This is a genomic window from Paracoccus zhejiangensis (assembly GCF_002847445.1).
In the GTDB taxonomy this organism is placed as follows: domain Bacteria; phylum Pseudomonadota; class Alphaproteobacteria; order Rhodobacterales; family Rhodobacteraceae; genus Paracoccus; species Paracoccus zhejiangensis.
Map to the genome: position 1 here is coordinate 1351587 of NZ_CP025430.1, position 20432 is coordinate 1372018.

The following is a 20432-nucleotide window of genomic DNA, read 5'->3' on the forward strand; positions in this document are numbered from 1 at the left end:
CATGAAAAAGGCGCGGGAAAACCCGCGCCCTGATCTTCGTATCGCGCGCGGCCTACCGCACCACCATCACCGAGACCGGCGAATGGCGCACCACAGCGTTGGCATAGCTGCTCAGCAGCATGCTGCGCAGCTCGTCCGGCTTCTGGCTGCCCATGACGATGAGATCGACACCCAGCTTCTTGGCGCTTTTCAGGATCGTCTCGGCGATATGGCCGTGACCCACATGGGTCTTGACCTTGACGCCCTTCACATTCGCGGCGGCGAATTCGTTCAGGCTGGCCTTCATCGCCTCGAGCACGGTCTTCTCGTAATCCTTGGGCAGGAAGGTGGCGACCATCGAGCTGCCGAAATCCTGCACGATGCCGAGCAGATGGATCGTGCCCCCCTCGCCCGCCTGGCGGATCGCGGCGGGCAAGGCTTTCTGCCAGCTTTCGGGCTGGTTGACGGCGATTGGCAGAAGCACATTCTCAGGCATGGCTCAGCCCTTTCTTGCTCTGGGCAGGCGCCCGGTCATTGGGGTCCTCGCGGCGGCGCTGCAACCAGATGACCAGACCCAGAAGCAGGAAGGCCGGGATGTACATCCAGTATTTCGACGGCGCAGCGGCGGGCTGGCGCACCAGCAGGACCTTCTGGTCCCAATCGAGACCGGCCTTCTGCGCCACGCTATCAAAGGCCACGTCGTCGATCAGCACCTGGTCGCCGTCGGTCCTGAGGCCGAGGATGCCGACATTCTGCAGCCGCTCGGCCCCGTCAGCCCCCTCGGGCACCGTGAGCAGCGCCACGAACTCGACCGGGTCGCCCACGTCATTCAGACCTTCCACCCACAGCCGCATGTCGGCGCCGACCGGGGATTCAGCGATGGCCTGCTCCAGCTCCGCCGGCGGACGATCGTTCCAGGGCGGCGCGATCATGTCCATCCAGAAGCCAGGGCGGAAGATGGTGAAGGCGATGAACAACAGAAGCACGGTTTCCCAGATCTTGTTGCGCACCAGGAACCAGCCCTGTGTCGCCGCGGCAAACAGCAACATGGCTATCGTCGCGGTGATGAAGACGAAGATGCCGTGGAACCAGTCCGTGTTGATCAAGAGGAGATCGGTGTTGAAGATGAACAGGAACGGCAGCGCGGCGGTCCTGAGCGAATAGCCGAAGGCCACCACGCCCGTCTTGATCGGATCACCGCCCGATACGGCGGCAGCGGCAAAGCTCGCAAGGCCCACGGGTGGCGTCACGTCGGCCATGATGCCGAAGTAGAACACGAAGAGGTGCACCGCGATCAGCGGCACGATCAGCCCGTTCTGCTGGCCAAGCGTGACGATGACCGGGGCCAGCAGCGCCGATACGACGATGTAGTTCGCCGTGGTCGGCAGGCCCATGCCAAGGATCAGCGACAGGATCGCGGTCAGGAACAGGATCGCCAGCAGGTTGCCGCCCGACAGCACCTCGACCACATCGGCGAGCGCCGAGCCGACACCGGTCTGGCTGACCGCGCCGACGATGATGCCCGCCGTCGCCGTGGCGATGCCGATGCCGATCATGTTCCGCGCGCCCGAGATCAGACCATCGATCAGATCGCCGAAGCCGGCCCTGAAGGTCGCGCCCAGGCCGCTGTTGCCGTTGCGATCCTCGCCCCGGAACATCGCCATCAGCGGTCGCTGCGTCAGCAGGATGAAGATCATGAAGGCCGTGGCCCAGAAGGCCGAGAGGCCCGGCGACAGCCGGTCGACCATCAGCGCCCAGACCAGCACCACCACCGGCAGGATGAAGTAGAGACCCGAGCGCACCGTCGGTCCCGGCAGCGGCAATTGCGTCACCGGGGCATTGGGGTCGTCGATCTCCAGCGGCTCCTCGCGCGCGCCGAGCCACAACAGGCCGATATAGACCGCCGTCAGCAGCGCAAAGACCACCCAGATCGCGGCATCGCCGAAGGCGGGGCGGATCCAGCCCATCAGGTAATAGGTCAGAAGCGACAGGATGCAGATGCCGGCAATGATGAAGGCGGTGGTCAGCAGCCGGCGCAGGATGGGCGGCGGCTCATAGGCACGCGGCAGACCCTTCATGCCGGCCTTCATCGCCTCGAGATGGACGATATAGACCAGCGCGATATAGCTGATCGAAGCCGGAACGACGGCGTGTTTCACCACGTCGAAATAGGGAATGCCGACGTATTCGACCATCAGGAAGGCCGCGGCACCCATCACCGGCGGCATGATCTGGCCGTTGACCGAGGAAGCCACCTCGACCGCGCCGGCCTTTTCGCTGGAGAAACCGACCTTCTTCATCAGCGGAATGGTGAAGGTGCCGGTGGTCACCACGTTGGCGATGGAGGACCCCGAGATCAGCCCGGTCATGGCCGAGCTGACGACGGCGGCCTTGGCCGGCCCGCCGCGCAGGTGGCCCATCAGGCTGAAGGCGACCTGGATGAAGTAGTTGCCGGCCCCGGCCTTGTCCAGCAGCGCGCCGAACAGCACGAACAGGAACACGAAGCTGGTCGAAACGCCAAGCGCGATGCCGAAGACGCCCTCGGTCGTGGTCCATTGGTGGTTCACCACTTCCGACAGGTTGTTGCCCTTATGCGCGATGATGTCGGGCATGTAGGGGCCAAGGAAGGTATAGGCGAGGAACAGCGTCGCCACGATCATCAGGGCCGGGCCGAGGCTGCGGCGCGTGGCCTCGAGAAGCAGCATCAGGCCGGCGACCGAGACCACGTAGTCGATCAGGATCGGCGCACCGACGCGGGTGCTGATCGCGGCATAGTTCAGGTAGATGTAGAGGGCACAGAAGGCCGAAACCAGCGCCAGCGCCCATTCCCAGGGCGGCACCCAGGTCTTGGGACTGCCCAGGAGGATGCAGCCGATGATGGCGGCGGCGACCACGGGGATCCACCAGCTGGGGATCCCGGCCTTGGCGCCGGACATGAAGAGGAAGGCCAAGAGCACCGGCACGCCGACAGCCAGCGCCAGCTGGAAGGGCGAACGCTCGGCGGGATAGGCCATGAAGGCCAGGAACAGCGCGAAGGCCAAATGGATCGAGCGGGTCTCGGTGCTGTCCAAGACCCCGAAGCCGAACATGAAGGGCAAAGGCGAGGCGATCCACAGCTGGAACAGCGACCAGCAGAGCGCGGTCACAAGGATGATCTTGCCGACCATGCCCGCCGGCGTGCGCGCCCCGGTATCGGACGAGGCGACAAGCTCGTCGAGTTCATCCTGCGACAGACCGCCCGCACCCGAGGCGTCCATCTCGACCGCGGCAGCTTCCCATTGCTCGTCATCGCGCTTGGGCTTCTGCGGGTCCGGGTTGTTGGTGTTGTGATCGCTCATCCCTGTCTTCCCTCGTCAGTCTCGTGCTGGTTGTGGAGACAAGGGGCCCGGCGTGAACCGGACCCCTGATAGTTCTGCGTGGATTACTGGATCCAGCCTTTCTCGCGATAGTACTTCTCGGCGCCCGGATGCAGCGGGGCGCTGTTGCCCTCGCTGACCATCTGCTCGGGCTCGAGATTGGCGAAGGCCGGGTGCAGGCCCTTGAAGCGGTCGAAATTGTCGAAGACCGCCTTCACCACCTCGTAAACCATGTCCTCGGGCACATCAGCCGAGGTCACGAAGGTCGCCTTGACGCCGAAGGTATTGGTGTCGGCATCGGTGCCGGCATACATGCCGCCCGGGATGACCGCCTTGGCGTAATAGGGGTTTTCCTCGACCAGCTTGTCGATCTCGGCGCCTTCGACCGGCACCAGGTTGGCCTCGACGGTCGAGGTCGCTTCCTGGATCGAGCCGTTCGGGTGGCCGACGGTGTAGATGATGGCGTCAACGGTGTTGTCCCCCAGCGCCGCCGACTGCTCGGCCGGCTTCAGCTGCGAGGCCAGCGAGAAATCACCCATCGTCCAGCCCTTGGCGGCCAGAACCACCTCCATCGTCGCCAGCTGGCCCGAACCCGGGTTGCCGACGTTGACGCGCTTGCCCTTCAGGTCGTCGAATGCGGCGATGTTGGCGTCCTTGCGGGCAACCACGGTGAAGGGCTCGGGATGGACCGAGAAGACCGAGCGCAGGCCCTCGAATTTCTTGTCGCCCTCGAACTCGGCCGAGCTGCCGTTATAGGCGTGATACTGGATGTCGGATTGCGCGACGCCCATGGTCATGTCGCCGGCCTTGATCGCGTTCACGTTGGCGACCGAGCCGCCGGTCGAAGGCGCGGTGCATTTGATCCCGGTCGTCGCCGTGTCGCGGTTCACCAGACGGCAGATCGACTGGCCGACGACATAGTAGACGCCGGTCTGGCCGCCCGTGCCGATGGTCATGAAACGCTCTTCCTGAGCCGAGGCGGTGCCTGCACAAAGTGCAAGCGCAGCGGTCAGGAAAACGGGTTTGAACATGGTCATAGGATGCTCCCTAATTGTACGATTTTGTCCCGCAGCTTCACATACGGGTTATTAACCACGGTAACGCAGTGATCTGGATTGGCAATCGGTAACAATACCTATCACGAATTTTCCTTGCCCGTCAGGCCATTGTACCCCGTATCTTGCGCAAATTCCGATTCGCGCCACCAGACCTCGCGCCACCAGACCTCGCGGGGCGCGGTCAGGGCAGCACTGCATCGATGGCGCGACCCAGCCGCTCGACCAGCTGATCCATCTCGGCCTCGGAGATGATGAAGGGCGGCGCCAGCAGCACATGGTCGCCCTGCCGCCCGTCGATGGTCCCGGACATGGGATAGCAGATCAGCCCCTCGGCAAAGGCGGCCTTCTTGATCTTGCCGGCGATCCCCAGCGCGGGATCGAACGGGGCTTTCGTCGCCCGGTCCTGGACCAGCTCGATGCCGCGAAAGAGGCCCCGCCCCCGGATATCGCCCACATGGGCGTGCTGGCCAAAGCGCGCCTCCAGCTTCTGTTGCAGCGCCTCGCCCTTCTGCCGCACCTGTGGCAACAGCCCGCGATCCAGAATGGCGCGGACCACGGCCAGCCCGGCGGCGGTGGCGACCGGGTGGCCGATATAGGTATGGCCGTGCTGGAAGAAGCCGCTGCCCTTGGCGATGGTGTCATAGATGGCCGAGGTGCAGAGCATCGCACCGATCGGCTGGTAGCCCGCCCCCAGCCCCTTGGCGATGCAGAGGATATCCGGCTCCACCCCGTCCTGCTCGCAGGCGAACAGCGTGCCAGTGCGGCCCATGCCGCACATCACCTCGTCGAGGATCAAGAGGATGCCGTACTCGTCGCAGATCTCGCGGATGCGGCGGAAATAGCCCGGCACCGGCGGCAGCGCCCCTGCGGTCGCGCCCACCACCGGCTCGGCCATGAAGGCCATGACGGTCTCGGGACCAAGCCGCTCGATCTCGTCCTTCAGCGCATTGGCGGCGCGCAACCCGTACTCCTCGGGACTCTCGGCCTCGGCCCGGTCGCGATAGTCGTAACAGGGCGCGATATGGCTCATGTCCAGCAGCAGCGGCCCGAATTGCTGGCGCCGCCATTCATTGCCACCCGCCGACAGGGCGCCGATGGTATTGCCGTGATAGCTTTGCTTGCGCGCGATCAGCCGCGAGCGCTGCAGCTCGCCCTTCTCGACCCAGTATTGCCGCGCCAGCTTGATCGCCGCCTCGGTCGCCTCGGACCCGCCCGAGACGAAATAGACCCGGTCCAGATCGCCCGGCGCATGGTCGATCAGCAGATCGGCCAGCGCCTCTGCCGGTTCGCTGGTCAGGAAGCCGGTATGGGCAAAGGCCAGCTTGTCCAGCTGATCCTTGATCGCCTGCGTGATCTCGGGATCGCCATGGCCAAGGCAACTGACGGCCGCCCCGCCCGAACCGTCGAGATAGCGTTTGCCCTCGGCATCGATCAGCCAGACGCCCTCGCCGCCGACGGCAACCGGGGGCTGGGACTTGGAATGGCGCGGAAAGACATGAGACATGGCCGGATCCTGCTGCTAGGCTTGTCCAAAAAGGATGCAATGATGGTTAAGGAATTCCAACCCCTTGGCGACAATGACTGGCCGGAATCGGTGGCCGACCTGAAGGGCGGCTTTGCCACCCGGCTGAACGTCTACCGCACCATGGCCCATCACCCGGCGCTGCTGGCGTCTTGGGCGCCGCTGCGCCAGCATGTGGTGCTGGACCGGGCGCTGACGGACCAGCAAAGCGAGGTGGTGATCCTGCGCACCGGGCATAACCTGCAGGCACCCTACGAATGGGCGCATCACGTCAGCCGTGGCCGCGCCGTGGGCATGGAGGACGCGCGCATCGCCGCGCTGACCGGCCCGCTCGAGGGGATCGGCGACGGCGACCGCATCCTTGCCCGGGCGGTGGACGAGTTGATGGAAAACGCGCGGCTTCTGCCCTCGACCCGTGCCGACCTGCTGGCGGCGGTGGGCAGTGAGGGCATGTTCGACCTGATGGCGACGGTCGGGTTTTACTCGGTGCTGGGCTTCATCGTGAACAGCTGTGAGACGCCGGTGGATGACGATGTAGCGGCGGAACTGGCCCGCCGCCCTGCCCCCTAATTACTTCCCCAGCACCTGCTTCATGAAGCCAAGCGAGGCCGACAGCCCGTCGGGCGCGATGCCGTGGCCGGTGCCCTTCATCACATGGGCATAGACCTCGAAGCCGGCGGCGTTCAGCGCCTCGCCGGCCAGACCCATATCGGCGAAGGGAACCATCGGGTCCTGATCGCCATGCATCAACAGGACCGGCGGCTTTGCCTTGGCCTCGGCGGCCAGCAGCTCCGGCTGCAACAGCCGCCCGGAACAGCCGATGATCCCGGCCACCGCCTCATCGCGGCGCGGCAGGACGTGCAGGGCCATCATCGTGCCCTGCGAGAAGCCGAAGATGACCATGCGGTCGGCACCCAGCCCCTCGTCCTTCAGCACCTTGTCGAGGAAGGCGTTCAGATCGGCGATCGACAGCGCCATCGAGGATTTCGCCTGCGCCTCGCTGGACCCGTCGAGCCAGGGGATCGGAAACCACTGGTAGCCCATCGGGTTGTTCAGGCAGGGCTCGGGCGCGTTCGGGGCATAGTAGGCGGTGCCGGGCAGATGCGGGGCCAGCGGGTCGGCCAGACCCAGAAGGTCCGCCCCGTCTGCGCCATAGCCATGCAGGAAAACCACCACCGCATCGGCCTTTTGCGGCCCGCGCCGCTGCGATTTCAACTCTCGAACCATGCTGTCCCCCGGGTGTCTAGCGGACGCCCTCGCGCCCTTTTGCCAACCGGTAATAGGCCCAGAGCCCGCGCGCCGCAACCGATCGCCAGGGCCGCCACGGCTCGGCCAGTTGCACCAGCGCGGCGGGCGCGGGGCGTTCCGGCAGGTCATACAAGACCTTCGCCGCCTCCTGCAGCGCCAGATCACCGGCGGCAAAGGCATCGGCGCGGCCAAGGGCGAATTTCAGGTAGATCTCGGCGGTCCATTGGCCGATGCCGGGAAGCGCGACCAGCGTCGCGATCACCTCGTCATCCGGCAGCGCGCGCAAGGCCGGCCAGTCGATCCCGGCCCCGGCAATGCCGCGCAGATAGCGGATCTTCGGCCGCGACAGACCGGCGCCCTGCAAGGCCGCGTCGTCGGCTGCGGCAATCGCCTCGGCCGAGGTCAAACCGGCCTCGGTCATCCGCCCGGCAATGGCGGCGGCGGCATGGGTGGAGATCTGCTGTCCGACAACAGCGTCGACAATCGCTGAAAACCCGTCGGCGCGGCGGCGCAGCGGCAATGGCCCCAGCTCCGGCAGCACCCGCGCCCAGACCGGGCAGACCTGCGCCAGATAGGCCGATCCCTCGGCCAAGTCCTCGGCACTCTCGATCAGCCTCATTCCATCTCGGCAAAGCGCCCGGCGCGCCCGCCCTTGCGGCGCGGCGTGGTGCGGGCGGCGGTTGCGCCCTCGACCAGCACCTTGACCATCGGATGCCCCGCCTCGCCCGCCGCCTGTGCCTTGGGCGCATGGGTTTCGAGCAACAGGCGCGCGGCATCCGCGGCATCGACGCCCTCGGGCAGCGACAGCGCCCAATCGACGAAGATCGACCGGCATTCCTCGGGGGTGATGCCCTCGATGCGGAAGCTTTCGAAGATCAGCCGCTTGGGGTCGGCAAGCTCAAGGGTGAGAGGGGTGGGGCTCAAAGGTTCAGAAGTCATCGGAAGCCGCATCCAATTTCAGCCGGGTTTCCCAGGCCATCGAGATATGGTTGCGCAGCGCCTTGTCCGCCGCCTGCGCATCGCCCGCGCCGATCGCGTCGACAATCGCCTGATGCTCGTCCAGCGCCACCGAGCCGCGCCCTTCGGCGGCCAGCGAGGTGCGCGCCATCAAGGCCATGCTGCGATGAACCAGGTCCAGCTGCTGCACGAGATAGCGGTTATGCGAGGCCAGATGGATCTGGTGATGAAAGCGCCGGTTCGTGCGGGCCAGCACGCGGGGGTTGTCGAGGCTTTTGCGATCCTCTGCGACCATCTGGCTCATCACCCGCACCTCTTCGGGTGTGGCATGACGGGCGGCAAGCCGTGCCGCCAGTGCCTCCAGCTCGGCGCGCACGGTGTAAAGTTCGGCCAACTGGTTGTGATCCAGCGTCGAGACGATCAGGCTGCGCCCGTCGCGGGTCAGCATGGCCTGCGTTTCCAGCCGTTGCAGCGCCTCGCGGACGGGCGTGCGCGAGACGCCGAAGCGTTCGGCCAGTTCGGATTCGACCAGCCTGTCGCCGGGCTGGTAGACGCCGGCATCGATCGCCGACAGGATCATGGAATAAGCGTCCTTCATGCCCGGCACGTTCTGCCGCACCGGGCGCAATTGCAAGCACCCATCGCAGCCGCTATGCCAAGGCCATGGATTTCAAGGATGTCAGCGTCTGGATCTTCGATCTGGACAACACGCTTTACGACCCCTCGGCGGCGCTCTTCGCTCAGATCGAGCGGCGGATGACCGATTACGTCGTCCGGCAGCTGGGGGTCACAGCCGATCAGGCCGCGCGGCTGCGCGATGATTACTGGCGCCATCACGGTACCACGCTGGCCGGACTGATGGCCGAGCACGGGATCGAGCCGGGGCCCTATCTCGCCGATGTGCATGACATCGACATGTCGGTGCTCACGCCCGATCCGGCGCTGGCTGCGGCGATCCGCGCCCTGCCCGGCCGCAAGATCATCCACACCAATGCCGACAGCGCCTATGCAAACCGGGTGCTGGACCGGCGCGGGCTGAATATCTTCGACGCGATCTGGGGGGTCGAGGAGGTGGATTTCCACCCCAAGCCCGATGCCCGCGCCTATGCCCGGGTGATCGAGGCCGAGGCCATCGACCCGGCCCGCGCCGCTTTCTTCGAGGATGATCCGCGCAACCTGATCGTGCCGCATGACCTGGGAATGCGCACCGTGCTGGTCGGCATCGGCCGCCACGGGCCGGACGAGTTGACCACCGATCACGAACACGGGCCGCATGTGCAGCATCGCACCGATGATCTGGCGGCATTTCTGAGGGGGCTGGCATGAATAGCGGCGATCCGATCGACATCCTGATCTCGGGTGGCGGTCCCGCCGGGCTGATCGCGGCGGCGGCGTTCGGGGCACAGGGGCATCGGGTGCTCTGCGTCGATCCGGCCCCGCCGGTGACAGACGAGGCCGGGGCCGGCGCCGACCTGCGCAGCACCGCCTTCCTGCGCCCCTCGGTGGCCTTTCTGGACCGCATCGGCCTCTGGCCGCGCCTTGCCCCCCATGCCGCGCCCTTGGAGGTCATGCGCATCGTCGATGCCGGCGGGGCCGAGCCCAAGGCGCGGCTGGTCCGCGATTTCGATGCCGGCGATCTGGGCGACGGTCCCTTTGGCTGGAACCTGCCCAACTGGCTGATCCGGCGCGAGGTGATGGCGCAGCTGGCCGAATTGCCGAACGTGGAATTCCGCGCCGGCACGGGCACCGCCGGGCTGATCGCCCGCGACGATGCCGCCTTCGTCACCCTGACCGATGGCAGCCGATTGCGCGCCCGGCTGGTGGTCGCGGCAGATGGCAGGAACAGCCCGGTGCGGCAGGCGCTTGGCATCGGCGTCAGGACCTATCGCTATGGCCAGAAGGCGCTGGCCTTTGCCGTCACCCATGAATTTCCGCACCGAAACGTCTCGACCGAGGTGCATCGCAGCGGCGGTCCCTTCACGCTGGTTCCCCTGCCCGACCGCGATGGCAAACCCTGCTCGGCCGTGGTCTGGATGGAGCGCGGGCCCGAGATCGCCCGGCTGCAGGCCCTGCCCCTGCCCGAGTTTACCGAGGCGCTGAACGACCGGTCGGCGGGTATCCTTGGCAAGTTGACGCTGGTGACGCGGCTGACGACATGGCCGATCATCAGCCAGATCGCCGACCGCTTCAGCGCGCCGCGCGTGGCGCTGATCGCCGAGGCCGCACATGTGGTGCCGCCGATCGGCGCGCAGGGGCTGAACATGAGCCTCGCCGATCTGGCCGCGCTGGTCGATCTCAGCGCCGATGATCCCGGCAATGCCACGGCGCTGGCCGGTTATGGCCGCGCGCGCCGCGCGGAGGCGCAGGCGCGGCTGACCGGCATCGATGCGCTGAACCGGATCAGCATGGCCGAGGCCCGGCCATTGCGCGATCTGCGGGCCGCGGGCCTCGGCGCGCTGCACGCGATCAGCCCGCTGCGCCGGCTGTTGATGCGTGCTGGCATGGGCGGGGACTGACCCCCGCCAGCCTGCCCCAGACGCTGCGACCGATGCGCGCAGGGGCTGCTCTCGTCTCCTCTTGTGCACCCTAGGGGTGTAAGTTGACGCAGCGGCAAGATTTCCCTCGCCGCTGTGTTTGAGAGATCGAAACGATGTCCACATGCATCCATCTATCCCGGCTTGCGGGTCTTGCCCTGCTGGCCGCCCCGGCGGCCTTCGCGCAGGATGTCAGCGACCTGGCCAAGGACCTGAGCAACCCGGTCGCCTCGCTGATCAGCGTTCCCTATCAGCTGAACTATGATTCCGGGATCGGGCCGGACGGGAATGGCACGCGCACCACGATGAACGTCCAGCCGGTCGTGCCGATTTCACTGGGCGAGGACTGGAACCTGATCTCGCGGACGATCATCCCCTTCGTCCATGTCAGCGACATCGTCCCGGGCGAGTCGCGCTCGGGCATGGGCGATTTAGTGCAGAGCTTTTTCTTCTCGCCGAAAGCACCGACCGAGGGCGGGCTGATCTGGGGCGCTGGTCCGGTCTTCCTGCTGCCGACCGCGACGGATGACCTGGGCGCCGACCAGTTTGCCGCCGGCGTGACCGGGGTGGTGCTGAAGCAAAGCGGACCCTGGTCCTACGGCGCGCTGGCCAATCACCTCTGGGATGTCGGCGGCGGCTCGGACGCGACCGATATCAGCGCGACCTTCTTCCAGCCCTTCGTCAGCTATTCGACCCCGGATGCGATGACCATCTCGTTCAATGCCGAGGCCACCTATGACTGGGTCCAGAACGAGGGTTCGCTGCCCTTGAACCTTGTTGCCACCAAGGTGGTGAAGGTGGGGCCGAACCTGCTGAGCGTCGGCGGCGGCATCCGCTATTGGGCGGACGCGCCGGAGAACGGCCCCGATGGCTGGGGTGCCCGCGCCGTGGTGACCTTCCTCTTCCCGCGCTGAGGCGGGGTTCTATCGGACCCGGGGCTTTTCGCCCTGGGTGATCAGCCGGGCAGAGTTCTGCCCGGTCATGAAGCTCCACACCCAGCTCAGCGCCACCGCCAACCGCGAGCGGGTGCCGATCAGGAAGTAGATATGGGCGATGCCCCAGGCCCACCAGGCCGGCCAGCCCCGCATCCTGAGCTTGCCATACTCGATCACCGCCGCGTTGCGCCCGATGGTGGCGAGGTTCCCCATCGAGCGGAAGCGGAACGGCCCCGGCAGCTTGCGGCCGGTCAGCCGGGCGCGGATCACCCTTGCAGCATAATTGCCCTGCTGCTTGGCCGCCGGTGCCACGCCCGGCACCATCTGTCCCTCGCATTCGACATGGGCGGTATCGCCCAGCACGAAGATCTCGGGCTGGTCCGGCACGGTCAGCTCGGGCGTGACCATCACCCGCCCGGCCCGGTCGGCCTCGGCACCCAGCCATTCGGCGGCGGGAGAGGCCTGCACCCCGGCGGCCCAGATGACCGTGCGGGTGGCGATGAAATCCTCGCCCAGCCTGATGCCCTCGGCGGAAATGTCGGTCACCGGCTTGCCGGTCAGCACCTCGACCCCGCCCTTTTCTTCCAGCGCCTCGGCGGCATAGGCCGACAGTTCGGGGCTGAAGGCACCGAGGATGCGCGGCCCGGCCTCGATCAGCAGGATGCGGGCATCGCGCGTGTCGATCTGGCGGAATTCCTCGGGCAACACGCGATGGGCCAGCTCGGCGATGATGCCGACCAGTTCCACCCCGGTCGGGCCGGCACCGATGACGGCGAAGGTCAGGTAGGCCGCGCGCTCGGCCGGGTCGCGGCTCATCTCGGCCCGCTCGAAGGCCAAGAGCAACCGGCGGCGGATGGTGGTGGCATCTTCCAGCGTCTTGAGACCGGGGGCGTGTTCGGCCCATTCGTCATGGCCGAAATAGGCGTGGCGCGCGCCGGTGGCGATGACCAGGATGTCGTAGGGCACCCGCCCGCCATCCTGCAGAAGCACCTGCCGCGTCTCCTTGTCGACGCCGGTCACCGTTGCCAGCAGCGTGGTCACGTCCTTCCGCCGCGCGAACAACCGCCGGATCGGCCAGGCCACGTCCGAGGTCGCCAGCAGCGTCGTCGCCACCTGGTAGAGCAGCGGCTGGAACAGGTGGTGGTTGCGCTGGTCGATCAGGGTGATCTCGCACCCCGCGCCCTTCAGCTCCTTGATCAGCTGCAGCCCGGCAAAACCCGCGCCGATCACGACGACCCGCCGGCCTTCGGTTTCCTGCTTCATCGTCAACCTCCTGCCACTCGTTCACCCTGCACTTGGGGACGGACATTCGTCAAATGAAGGAGAACGCGGCGTCAGAACTGGTTGCCGGAATGGTAAACGGCCCCGCATCGCTGCGGGGCCGTTTCCGTTTCGTCACCGATCAGGCGCTCAATGCGCGCGGTGGTGATCCCAGTCCGACTGCTTCGGCAGCTGCTCGAAGGTGTGCTCCGGCGGCGGCGACGGCAGGGTCCATTCCAGCGTGTCGGCGTGCTCGTTCCAGTAGTTCGCGACTCCGACCTTATTGCCGTAGAACAGCGTGTAGAAGACGATGCCGATGAACAGCAGGAACGAGGCGAAGGACAGGTAGGCGCCCATCGAGCTGATGTTGTTCCAGTAGGCGAATTCCACCGGGTAGTCGATGTAGCGGCGCGGCATGCCCTGGCGACCCAGGAAGTGCTGCGGGAAGAAGATCAGGTTCGACCCGATGAACATCATCCAGAAGTGCAGCTTGCCGGCCCATTCCGGGTACTGCCGGCCCGACATCTTGCCGATCCAGTAATAGACACCGGCGAAGATCCCGAAGACGGCCCCCAGCGACATCACGTAGTGGAAGTGCGCCACGACGTAATAGGTGTCGTGATAGACGCGGTCCAGCGGAGCCTGCGACAGCACCACGCCGGTCACGCCGCCGACGGTGAACAGGAACAGGAAGCCGAAGGCCCAGAGCATCGGCGTCTTGAACTCGACCGAGCCTCCCCACATCGTCGCGATCCACGAGAAGACCTTGATGCCCGTGGGCACGGCGATCGTCATGGTGGCCAGCATGAAGTAGCTCTGCTGGGTCAGCGACATGCCGACGGTGTACATGTGGTGCGCCCAGACAACGAAGCCCAGAACCCCGATGGCGGCCATGGCCAGAACCATCGGCAGGTAACCGAAGATCGGCTTCTTCGAGAAGGTCGCGATCACCTGGCTGATGATGCCGAAGCCCGGCAGGATGATGATGTAGACTTCCGGATGGCCGAAGAACCACAGGATGTGCTGGTAGAGGATCGGATCACCGCCACCCGAGGGATCGAAGAAGGTGGTGCCGAAATTGCGGTCCATCAGCAGCATGGTGATGGCGCCGGCCAGAACCGGCAGCGACAGAAGGATCAGCCAGGCGGTGATGAAGACCGACCAGGCGAACAGCGGCACCTTGAACAGGGTCATGCCGGGGGCACGCATGTTCAGGAAGGTGGTGATGATGTTGATCGCACCGAGGATCGAGCTGGCACCCGAGACGTGGACGGCGAAGATCGCGAGATCCATCGAGTAGCCGCCTTCGGTGGTCGAGAGCGGCGGGTAAAGCACCCAGCCCACGCCCGAACCCATCTGCTCGCTGCCACCCGGGGCCAGAAGCGAGGCGATGCCGAGGCAGACGCCGACGACATACATCCAGTAGCTGAGGTTGTTCAGCCGCGGGAAGCTCATGTCCGGGGCGCCCAGCTGCAACGGCATGAAATAGTTGCCGAAACCGCCGAAAAGCGCGGGAATGACGACGAAGAACATCATCAGGACGCCATGATAGGTGATCATGACGTTCCACAGATGGCCGTTCGGGGTGCAGACCTCTTCCGCCGCGGCGGCGATGAACCGCGCGCCTTCAAGGCACATGTACTGGACACCGGGATGCTGCAGCTCCATCCGCATGTAGACGGTGAAGCTGACCGAAATCAGACCCACCAGACCGGCGGTGAACAGATACAGGATGCCGATGTCCTTGTGATTGGTGGACATGAACCAGCGGGTAAAGAACCCGCGTTGGTCGTGATGGTCGTCGTGGCCATGTGCGGCTGCGTCTGCCATGCGCGATCTCCCTCGTAAGTCGTGCGGCCGGCGTTGAGGCCGGCAATATTGCGCGCCTTTGTAGACGAGGCCTTAGAACGCGGCAATGCGTCCTTTGGCCTAAAACGCAGCGCCCCCGCCAAAAAATGCGTTTTCAGCGGGGGCGCTCTGGATTTTCCGGGCGGCGGTTTGTCGCAGCCGCCTTGACTTGCCGTGCCGGCGAACGGGTCGGACCGCGACCTTAGTTGGTAGCCGGCGCCTCGGCCGATTCGCCTTCGGCGGCGGGGGCGGCGGCGGCATCCGCGGCGGGGGCCGCTGCCCCGGCATCGGGCGAGACCGAAGCCAGGTAGGCGGCCACGTCGGCCTGGCCCTTGTTCAGCTTGAAGGTCATCTTGGTCTTGGCCGCCGGATCGTTGGTCTTGGCTTCCAGCCAGTCATTCGGGTTGGTGATGTAATGGGCCAGTTCTTCTTCGGTCCAGACGAGGTCCGGGTTCATCTCGGCCGCTTCCTTGATGCCGTCGCCATAGGCATAGCCTTCCTGACCGGCGACCTTGCGGCCGACGACGTTCCACAGGTTAGGTCCGACGCCGCCGCCCTTCACGATGTCGGTGCCCGAGGCATCCTGGATCATGTGGCAGGCCTTGCACTTGCGAAATTCCTTTTCGCCGGTGGCCACGTCCTGCGCCAAGGCCGGGCTGACAAGGGCCAGGGTGGCCACGGCGCTGATGATGATCTGTTTCATTGCAACTCCTCAACTGCAAGAATTGGTTCTCCCGGCCAGTTATAGGTCTGCAAACGCCCGGCTGCCAATGGTCGGTTAGTCGCAATTGCGCGACCAGCCGACCCGCATCGCGACTGCGGACGAAAAAGAGCCGGCGTCGTTAACAATTGCGTAGCCAGCTGCTTCAAACACGACTCTCGCGGTCTGGCACACGCAGGAGTATAACGATCTCGTCTTCGGACAAGGACGGCTGGCCAAAGGCCCGACAGCACATTCTCCTCCTCGGCAGGCGCATCGGCGACCTGCTTGCGCTGATCGGGCCGGATGCTCACACGAACGGGATCAACCGGGCCCTCCCTGGCGGAAAACCCGTTCGATCCGGCGGCCGCGCTTGACCGGGACTGGAGAGGATGGCGGGCCGCGCAATGCCTCGGGGGGGGCCGGTACCGCGCAACCGACTGGTTGCGCCGACGTGTCGCGATACCGCTATCCTCGACCAGCTCTTGCGGCTCCAGGGCCGGAACGGCGCTTGCGTGACGGGCGGGTTGCGGACTGTGCAAGTGCAGCAATTTCGTTGAAAGCCGGCGCGAAAAGCGCGATAATACTGTCTTTCAGCGTGTTTCACCCCCGTTCCGCCATGAACGTTTTGCAGGTCTTTGGCGCGAACCTGCGCCAGCTGACAGCCCTGCGCGGCCCGCAAACGCTGGTGGCCGGGCAGCTTGGCATTAGCCGCGTCCAGTTCCAGCGTTACCTGCGGTCTGAATCCTTCCCCAAACCCAACGTCTTGCAGCGCATCTGTCGCTTCTTCGGAGTCGATGCGCGCATCCTGACCGAGATCCTTGCCCCCGAGCAACTGGCGAGGCTGCAGAATGGCCGGGCAATTGCCGACGCGCCACTCCGGGGCGACCTGGGGATGCAGGAAGCCATGGCCTATGCCTGCCCCGATCAGGATTACTTCACGCCAAGCCGGGAATTGCCCGATGGCATCTACCAACGCTGGCGGGGAGCGAAATCGCGGCTGGATTGCGCCTATGTCAGCCTGATCCAGATCCGCACGCTGGAGCGGGCGCGGGTGGTGCGCAGTTTCGACATCCGTGGCGTCTGCGACAGCAAGGACCGCGTCACCGGCCGCCAGCGCGAGTATCGCGGGGTGCTGCTGCATTGCCAGGCGGGCTATGTCGGGCTCTATTTCCACAGCGAACCGGGGCGCCATGTCACCATGACCTTCCTCACGCCCTTTGAACTGAACTATCAGCCCGCCGCCGTGGGCTTCAGCTGCCTCGCCCGCAGCGCCATGCCCGATCATGCAAGGATCACCCGCAGCCTGCTTTTGCATGTCAGCAATGAGTGCAGCGCCCGCTTGCGCGCCGGCCGGCAGAGCGGGTTTGTCCCCTGGGACCAGGTGCCCAAGCAGGTGCTGCCGCTGATCGCGCCTCAGGACGAGAGGTTCTGATCCGCCTCGGCAAAGACTGCATCGAAACTGCGCCGCAGCGCCACGTCCAGATCGGCCATGCCCACCGGCAGCCCCAGGTCGACCAGGCTGGTGACACCATGGCCGCTGATGCCGCAAGGGACGATGCCGCCGTAATGGCTGAGATCGGGTTCGACATTGATGGCGATGCCGTGAAAGCTGACCCAGCGGCGCAGCTTGACGCCGATGGCGGCGATCTTGTCCTCGCGCGGGCTGCCGTCGAATAGCGGCACCTTGTCGGGCCGGGCGACCCAGACGCCGACGCGGCCCTCGCGGATCTCGCCCTTGAGCCCGAACTCGGCCAGCGCGGCGATGACCCAGTTTTCCAGCCGCTGCACGAAGGCCCGCACATCCCGCCCGCGCCGGTTCAGGTCGAGCATGACATAGACCACCCGCTGGCCCGGCCCGTGATAGGTATATTGCCCGCCCCGCCCGACCGCGTGCACCGGAAAGCGCGCCTGCAGCAGGTCCTCGGCCTTGGCACTGGTGCCGGCGGTGTAGAGCGGCGGATGCTCGACCAGCCAGACCAGCTCGTCAGCCTCGCCCGCATGGATCGCGGCGACGCGGGCCTCCATGACGGCCAGCGCCTCGTCGTAATCGGTCAGACCGGGGGTTGTGAGCCATTCCACCATGGCGTGGATGTGGCATCGGGTGGCGGCGGGTGCAAGATGCCCCGTCAGTCGTGATAGGCCCGCTGCGGCCCCGGCCCGCCCGCTGCGGCGGCATCATCGGGATTGTAGAGGTGACAGTTCTCCAGCGACAGGCAGCCGCAGCCGATGCAGCCATCCAGCCGCGCGCGAAGCCGCTGCAGGTCGGCGATGCGCCGGTCGATCTCTTGGCCGAACGCGGTTGAAATGCGTTGCCAGTCGGCTTTGCTCAGCGCCTTGTGCGGCGGCAGATGCGCCAGATGCTCGGCGATCTCTGCCAGCGGAAACCCCAGGCGCTGCGCCGCGATGACGAAGGAGATGCGCCGGATATCGCTGCGGGCATAGCGGCGATGCCCGCCCTCGTTGCGCAAGGGCGCGAGGATGCCGTGGGTCTCGTAGAAGCGGATCGCGGAGACCGCGAGCCCGGTCCGCGCCGCCAGATCGCCGATGGTCAGCCCCTGTTGCGGCAAGGCGGCCATGATTTCCTCTTGATCTAAAGTTCACTTGAGAAATTACAAACGAATCGGGCGTCCTGTCCAGCCCTTCGACCCAGACCCTTGCCACAGGAGAAAACCATGACCCGGCTTGAACATGTGAATGTCACCGTCGCCGATCCCGATGCCACGGCGCAGATCCTGTGCCAACTCTTCGGTTGGCATATCCGCTGGTCCGGCGCCGCGATGGAGACCGGCCGCAGCGTTCATGTCGGCAGCGATGACAGCTATGTCGCGCTGTTTTCCCATGGCGGCGATCAGGCCCCGGCCATCGACAGCTATCGCACCCGGGCCGGGCTGAACCATATCGCCGTCGTCACCGACGATCTCGAGGGAACCGAGCAGCGCATCATCGCCGCGGGCTACCGGCCCGGCGCGCATCAGGACTACGAACCCGGTCGCCGCTTCTATTTCACCGAAGAGAACGGGGTGGAGATCGAGGTGGTCAGCTATGTCTGAGATCAGCGAAGCGCGGGGCGTCGGGCGCAGGTCCCTGCCTGTCTTCGGCGGGTTGGCTGCCGGTCTCATCCACCTCGCAACCCTACGCCGGCGCGCCGCGCCGATCCCCGAAAGCGATCATATGCGGCGTGATGTCGGCTTGTCGCCGGTGACCCACAAAGCCCCGGATCTGTGGCGTGACAGGCCGCATGGTTGGTAGGTCGTTCCGCTGGCGGGGGAAGCGCAGCGGAGGGTCGGCGGCCCGCCGTGGATGGCCGCTGCGGCAGATCGTCGATGTACTTTATGGGGCAAAGCGCATCGAACGGCTGTTCGGCGCGGATGGTCACCCAAGCGGCCAGCCGCCGGAACGGCAGGCCGCTGACCCGGCGGCGCGATGCGCCTTGATTCCGGGTCGGGGATATGACCCAGAATTTAGTAGCCACAAAGAGAATATGCAGGCAGCTTACTGAGCCTCTAGTCCTATACACATTTGCCCCGCATTCCTCATGTTCACGTCACGTCGACAAGCCCCGATGTCTCCGGCAGAAAGGCAGTCAGTCAACGCACGCGCCGCATTGATAGCTTGCACGGCTTCATCGATATTTTCTTGCGTGTAATGATGGGCGGATAGCTTTGTACATGCGTCGATTTGGGCGGACAGGACAGTTGCTTCAATGGCCCGCATATCGTTGTTGTGTTGCCGCCACGTCGTGTAAATCGAAAGACAAAGAGCCAGTATTGAAATAGATACTGCAATCTTTTCCGCGGTGGTCGTCATTTCTCCCTCCCGTTTGAAGAAAATTAGCCTACCACGAAAATAGTCTTGTAGGGTCTGCCTCGCATCCCAAGTGCAGCAGGCTTCAAACCGCGGGCACACCAGTACAGGTGCAAACCTTCCAAGAACAGAAAAGCCCGGGGCAAACACCCCGGGCCTTCTCATTTCACCTGACGCGAAATCAGTTCCGCGCCTTATCGACCATCTTGCCCTTCGAGATCCAGGGCATCATCTCGCGCAGCTTGGCGCCGACCTGTTCGATCTGGTGCTCGTCATTGATCCGGCGGGTGGCCTTGAAGGAGGGCTGGCCGACGGCGTTTTCCTGCATGAAGTCGCGGACGAACTTGCCGGTCTGGATGTCGCGTAGCACCGCCTTCATCCGGGCCTTGGTCTCGTCGTAAGGCAGGATGCGCGGGCCGCTGACATATTCGCCATACTCGGCGGTGTTGCTGATCGAGTAGTTCATGTTGGCGATGCCGCCTTCATAGATCAGGTCGACGATCAGCTTCACCTCGTGGAGGCATTCGAAATAGGCCATTTCCGGCTCGTAGCCGGCTTCGACCAGCGTCTCGAAGCCCATGCGGATCAGTTCGACCAGACCGCCGCAAAGAACTGCCTGCTCGCCGAAGAGGTCGGTCTCGCATTCCTCGCGGAAATTGGTCTCGATGATGCCCGAGCGGCCGCCGCCGATGGCCGAGCAATAGGAAAGGCCGATATCCATGGCCTTGCCAGAGGCGTCCTGATGAACGGCCACCAGGCAGGGCACGCCGCCGCCTTTGACATATTCGCCGCGGACGGTGTGGCCGGGGCCCTTGGGCGCCATCATGATGACATCGACGCCGGGCTTCGGCTCGATCAGGCCGAAATGCACGTTCAGGCCATGGGCGAAGGCGATCGCCGCGCCTTCGCGCAGGTTGTCATGGACGTATTTCTTGTAGGTCTCGGCCTGCAACTCGTCCGGCATGGTGAACATGATCAGGTCGGCCCATTTGGCCGCCTCGGCGATCTCCATGACCTTCAGGCCCTCGGCTTCGGCCTTCGCCGCCGAGGCGCTGCCCGGACGCAGGGCGACGACGACATTCTTGGCGCCCGAATCGCGCAGGTTCAGCGCATGGGCGTGGCCTTGGCTGCCGTAGCCCAGAATGGCGACCTTCTTGTCCTTGATGAGGTTCACATCGCAATCGCGATCATAATAGACACGCATGTCGTGGTCCTTTGTTAACCGATG

Annotated in this window: 21 protein-coding genes; 6 read left to right on the forward strand and 15 right to left on the reverse strand. The window is 65.2% G+C overall.

The features are described 5' to 3' along the window. Positions 1 to 52: 52 nt before the first annotated feature. From CX676_RS06630 to CX676_RS06645, 4 genes are all read right to left on the reverse strand, one after another. Positions 53 to 475 (reverse strand): universal stress protein, encoded by a 423-nt coding sequence (locus tag CX676_RS06630; protein WP_101751915.1) that lies wholly within the window; start codon positions 473 to 475, stop codon positions 53 to 55. Beyond that, entirely contained in the window at positions 468 to 3317 is a 2850-nt protein-coding gene (locus CX676_RS06635; RefSeq protein ID WP_198590299.1) for a TRAP transporter permease, read from the reverse strand. The genes CX676_RS06630 and CX676_RS06635 overlap by 8 nt, the downstream gene beginning before the upstream one ends. An 83-nt stretch (positions 3318 to 3400) precedes the next feature. Next, positions 3401 to 4372: a TAXI family TRAP transporter solute-binding subunit gene (locus CX676_RS06640; RefSeq protein WP_101751916.1), complete on the reverse strand. Its 972-nt coding sequence runs from the start codon at positions 4370 to 4372 to the stop codon at positions 3401 to 3403. A 202-nt stretch (positions 4373 to 4574) separates the two neighbouring features. Beyond that, complete coding sequence (locus tag CX676_RS06645; RefSeq protein ID WP_101751917.1) at positions 4575 to 5897, reverse strand: aspartate aminotransferase family protein; 1323 nt, start codon at positions 5895 to 5897, stop codon at positions 4575 to 4577. 42 nt (positions 5898 to 5939) lie between these two features. Here CX676_RS06645 and CX676_RS06650 point away from each other — a divergent pair, with 42 nt between their 5' ends. Further along, positions 5940 to 6485: a carboxymuconolactone decarboxylase family protein gene (locus CX676_RS06650; protein WP_101754186.1), complete on the forward strand. Its 546-nt coding sequence runs from the start codon at positions 5940 to 5942 to the stop codon at positions 6483 to 6485. Here CX676_RS06650 and CX676_RS06655 read toward each other — a convergent pair whose 3' ends face one another. Genes CX676_RS06655 through CX676_RS06670 form a run of 4 tightly spaced genes read right to left on the reverse strand, consistent with a single transcriptional unit; the run spans position 6486 to position 8718 of the window. Continuing rightward, positions 6486 to 7142: an alpha/beta hydrolase gene (locus CX676_RS06655; RefSeq protein ID WP_101751918.1), complete on the reverse strand. Its 657-nt coding sequence runs from the start codon at positions 7140 to 7142 to the stop codon at positions 6486 to 6488. Between the two features lie 16 nt (positions 7143 to 7158). Then, positions 7159 to 7782, reverse strand: coding sequence for a DNA-3-methyladenine glycosylase family protein (locus CX676_RS06660; protein WP_101751919.1), 624 nt, complete (start codon positions 7780 to 7782; stop codon positions 7159 to 7161). Next, complete coding sequence (locus tag CX676_RS06665; protein ID WP_101754187.1) at positions 7779 to 8102, reverse strand: hypothetical protein; 324 nt, start codon at positions 8100 to 8102, stop codon at positions 7779 to 7781. The genes CX676_RS06660 and CX676_RS06665 overlap by 4 nt, the downstream gene beginning before the upstream one ends. Continuing rightward, positions 8092 to 8718, reverse strand: a complete 627-nt coding sequence (locus tag CX676_RS06670) for a GntR family transcriptional regulator (RefSeq protein ID WP_101754188.1) — start codon at positions 8716 to 8718, stop codon at positions 8092 to 8094. Before CX676_RS06670 ends, CX676_RS06665 begins: the two co-directional genes overlap by 11 nt. 65 nt (positions 8719 to 8783) lie before the next feature. On the opposite strand from CX676_RS06670, the gene CX676_RS06675 reads away from it, so the two are divergent. The 3 genes from CX676_RS06675 (at position 8784) to CX676_RS06685 (ending at position 11568) form a co-directional block, all read left to right on the forward strand. Then, complete coding sequence (locus tag CX676_RS06675) at positions 8784 to 9446, forward strand: pyrimidine 5'-nucleotidase (protein WP_101751920.1); 663 nt, start codon at positions 8784 to 8786, stop codon at positions 9444 to 9446. Further along, positions 9443 to 10636, forward strand: a complete 1194-nt coding sequence (locus tag CX676_RS06680; RefSeq protein ID WP_101751921.1) for a UbiH/UbiF family hydroxylase — start codon at positions 9443 to 9445, stop codon at positions 10634 to 10636. The genes CX676_RS06675 and CX676_RS06680 overlap by 4 nt, the downstream gene beginning before the upstream one ends. A 134-nt stretch (positions 10637 to 10770) precedes the next feature. After that, a complete protein-coding gene (locus tag CX676_RS06685) occupies positions 10771 to 11568 on the forward strand; it encodes a hypothetical protein (RefSeq protein WP_101751922.1) in 798 nt (265 codons plus the stop codon). A gap of 9 nt (positions 11569 to 11577) precedes the next feature. Here the strand turns inward: CX676_RS06685 and CX676_RS06690 are convergent, their stop codons facing one another. From CX676_RS06690 to CX676_RS06700, 3 genes are all read right to left on the reverse strand, one after another. Continuing rightward, complete coding sequence (locus CX676_RS06690) at positions 11578 to 12852, reverse strand: NAD(P)/FAD-dependent oxidoreductase (RefSeq protein WP_101751923.1); 1275 nt, start codon at positions 12850 to 12852, stop codon at positions 11578 to 11580. A 147-nt stretch (positions 12853 to 12999) separates the two neighbouring features. After that, the gene (locus tag CX676_RS06695) at positions 13000 to 14679 is read right to left on the reverse strand and encodes a cytochrome c oxidase subunit I (protein ID WP_101751924.1); all 1680 of its coding nucleotides are present in this window, start codon (positions 14677 to 14679) and stop codon (positions 13000 to 13002) included. 220 nt (positions 14680 to 14899) lie between these two features. Then, positions 14900 to 15400, reverse strand: coding sequence for a c-type cytochrome (locus tag CX676_RS06700; protein ID WP_101751925.1), 501 nt, complete (start codon positions 15398 to 15400; stop codon positions 14900 to 14902). A 616-nt stretch (positions 15401 to 16016) separates the two neighbouring features. Here CX676_RS06700 and CX676_RS06705 point away from each other — a divergent pair. Further along, the gene (locus CX676_RS06705; RefSeq protein WP_101751926.1) at positions 16017 to 16832 is read left to right on the forward strand and encodes a helix-turn-helix domain-containing protein; all 816 of its coding nucleotides are present in this window, start codon (positions 16017 to 16019) and stop codon (positions 16830 to 16832) included. Here CX676_RS06705 and lipB read toward each other — a convergent pair. Continuing rightward, positions 16814 to 17482 carry a lipoyl(octanoyl) transferase LipB gene (lipB, locus tag CX676_RS06710; protein WP_101751927.1) on the reverse strand — a complete coding sequence of 223 codons (669 nt, stop codon included), beginning with the start codon at positions 17480 to 17482 and terminating at the stop codon, positions 16814 to 16816. The genes CX676_RS06705 and lipB overlap by 19 nt on opposite strands. A 44-nt stretch (positions 17483 to 17526) precedes the next feature. After that, positions 17527 to 17976 carry a redox-sensitive transcriptional activator SoxR gene (gene soxR / locus CX676_RS06715; protein WP_101751928.1) on the reverse strand — a complete coding sequence of 150 codons (450 nt, stop codon included), beginning with the start codon at positions 17974 to 17976 and terminating at the stop codon, positions 17527 to 17529. A gap of 96 nt (positions 17977 to 18072) precedes the next feature. Here soxR and CX676_RS06720 point away from each other — a divergent pair, with 96 nt between their 5' ends. Next, entirely contained in the window at positions 18073 to 18450 is a 378-nt protein-coding gene (locus tag CX676_RS06720) for a VOC family protein (protein WP_101751929.1), read from the forward strand. A 442-nt stretch (positions 18451 to 18892) separates the two neighbouring features. Here CX676_RS06720 and CX676_RS22490 read toward each other — a convergent pair whose 3' ends face one another. Both CX676_RS22490 and ilvC read right to left on the reverse strand, forming a co-directional pair. Beyond that, entirely contained in the window at positions 18893 to 19207 is a 315-nt protein-coding gene (locus CX676_RS22490) for a hypothetical protein (RefSeq protein ID WP_157935865.1), read from the reverse strand. A gap of 178 nt (positions 19208 to 19385) precedes the next feature. After that, positions 19386 to 20408 carry a ketol-acid reductoisomerase gene (ilvC, locus tag CX676_RS06725; RefSeq protein WP_101751930.1) on the reverse strand — a complete coding sequence of 341 codons (1023 nt, stop codon included), beginning with the start codon at positions 20406 to 20408 and terminating at the stop codon, positions 19386 to 19388. Positions 20409 to 20432: the final 24 nt, after the last annotated feature.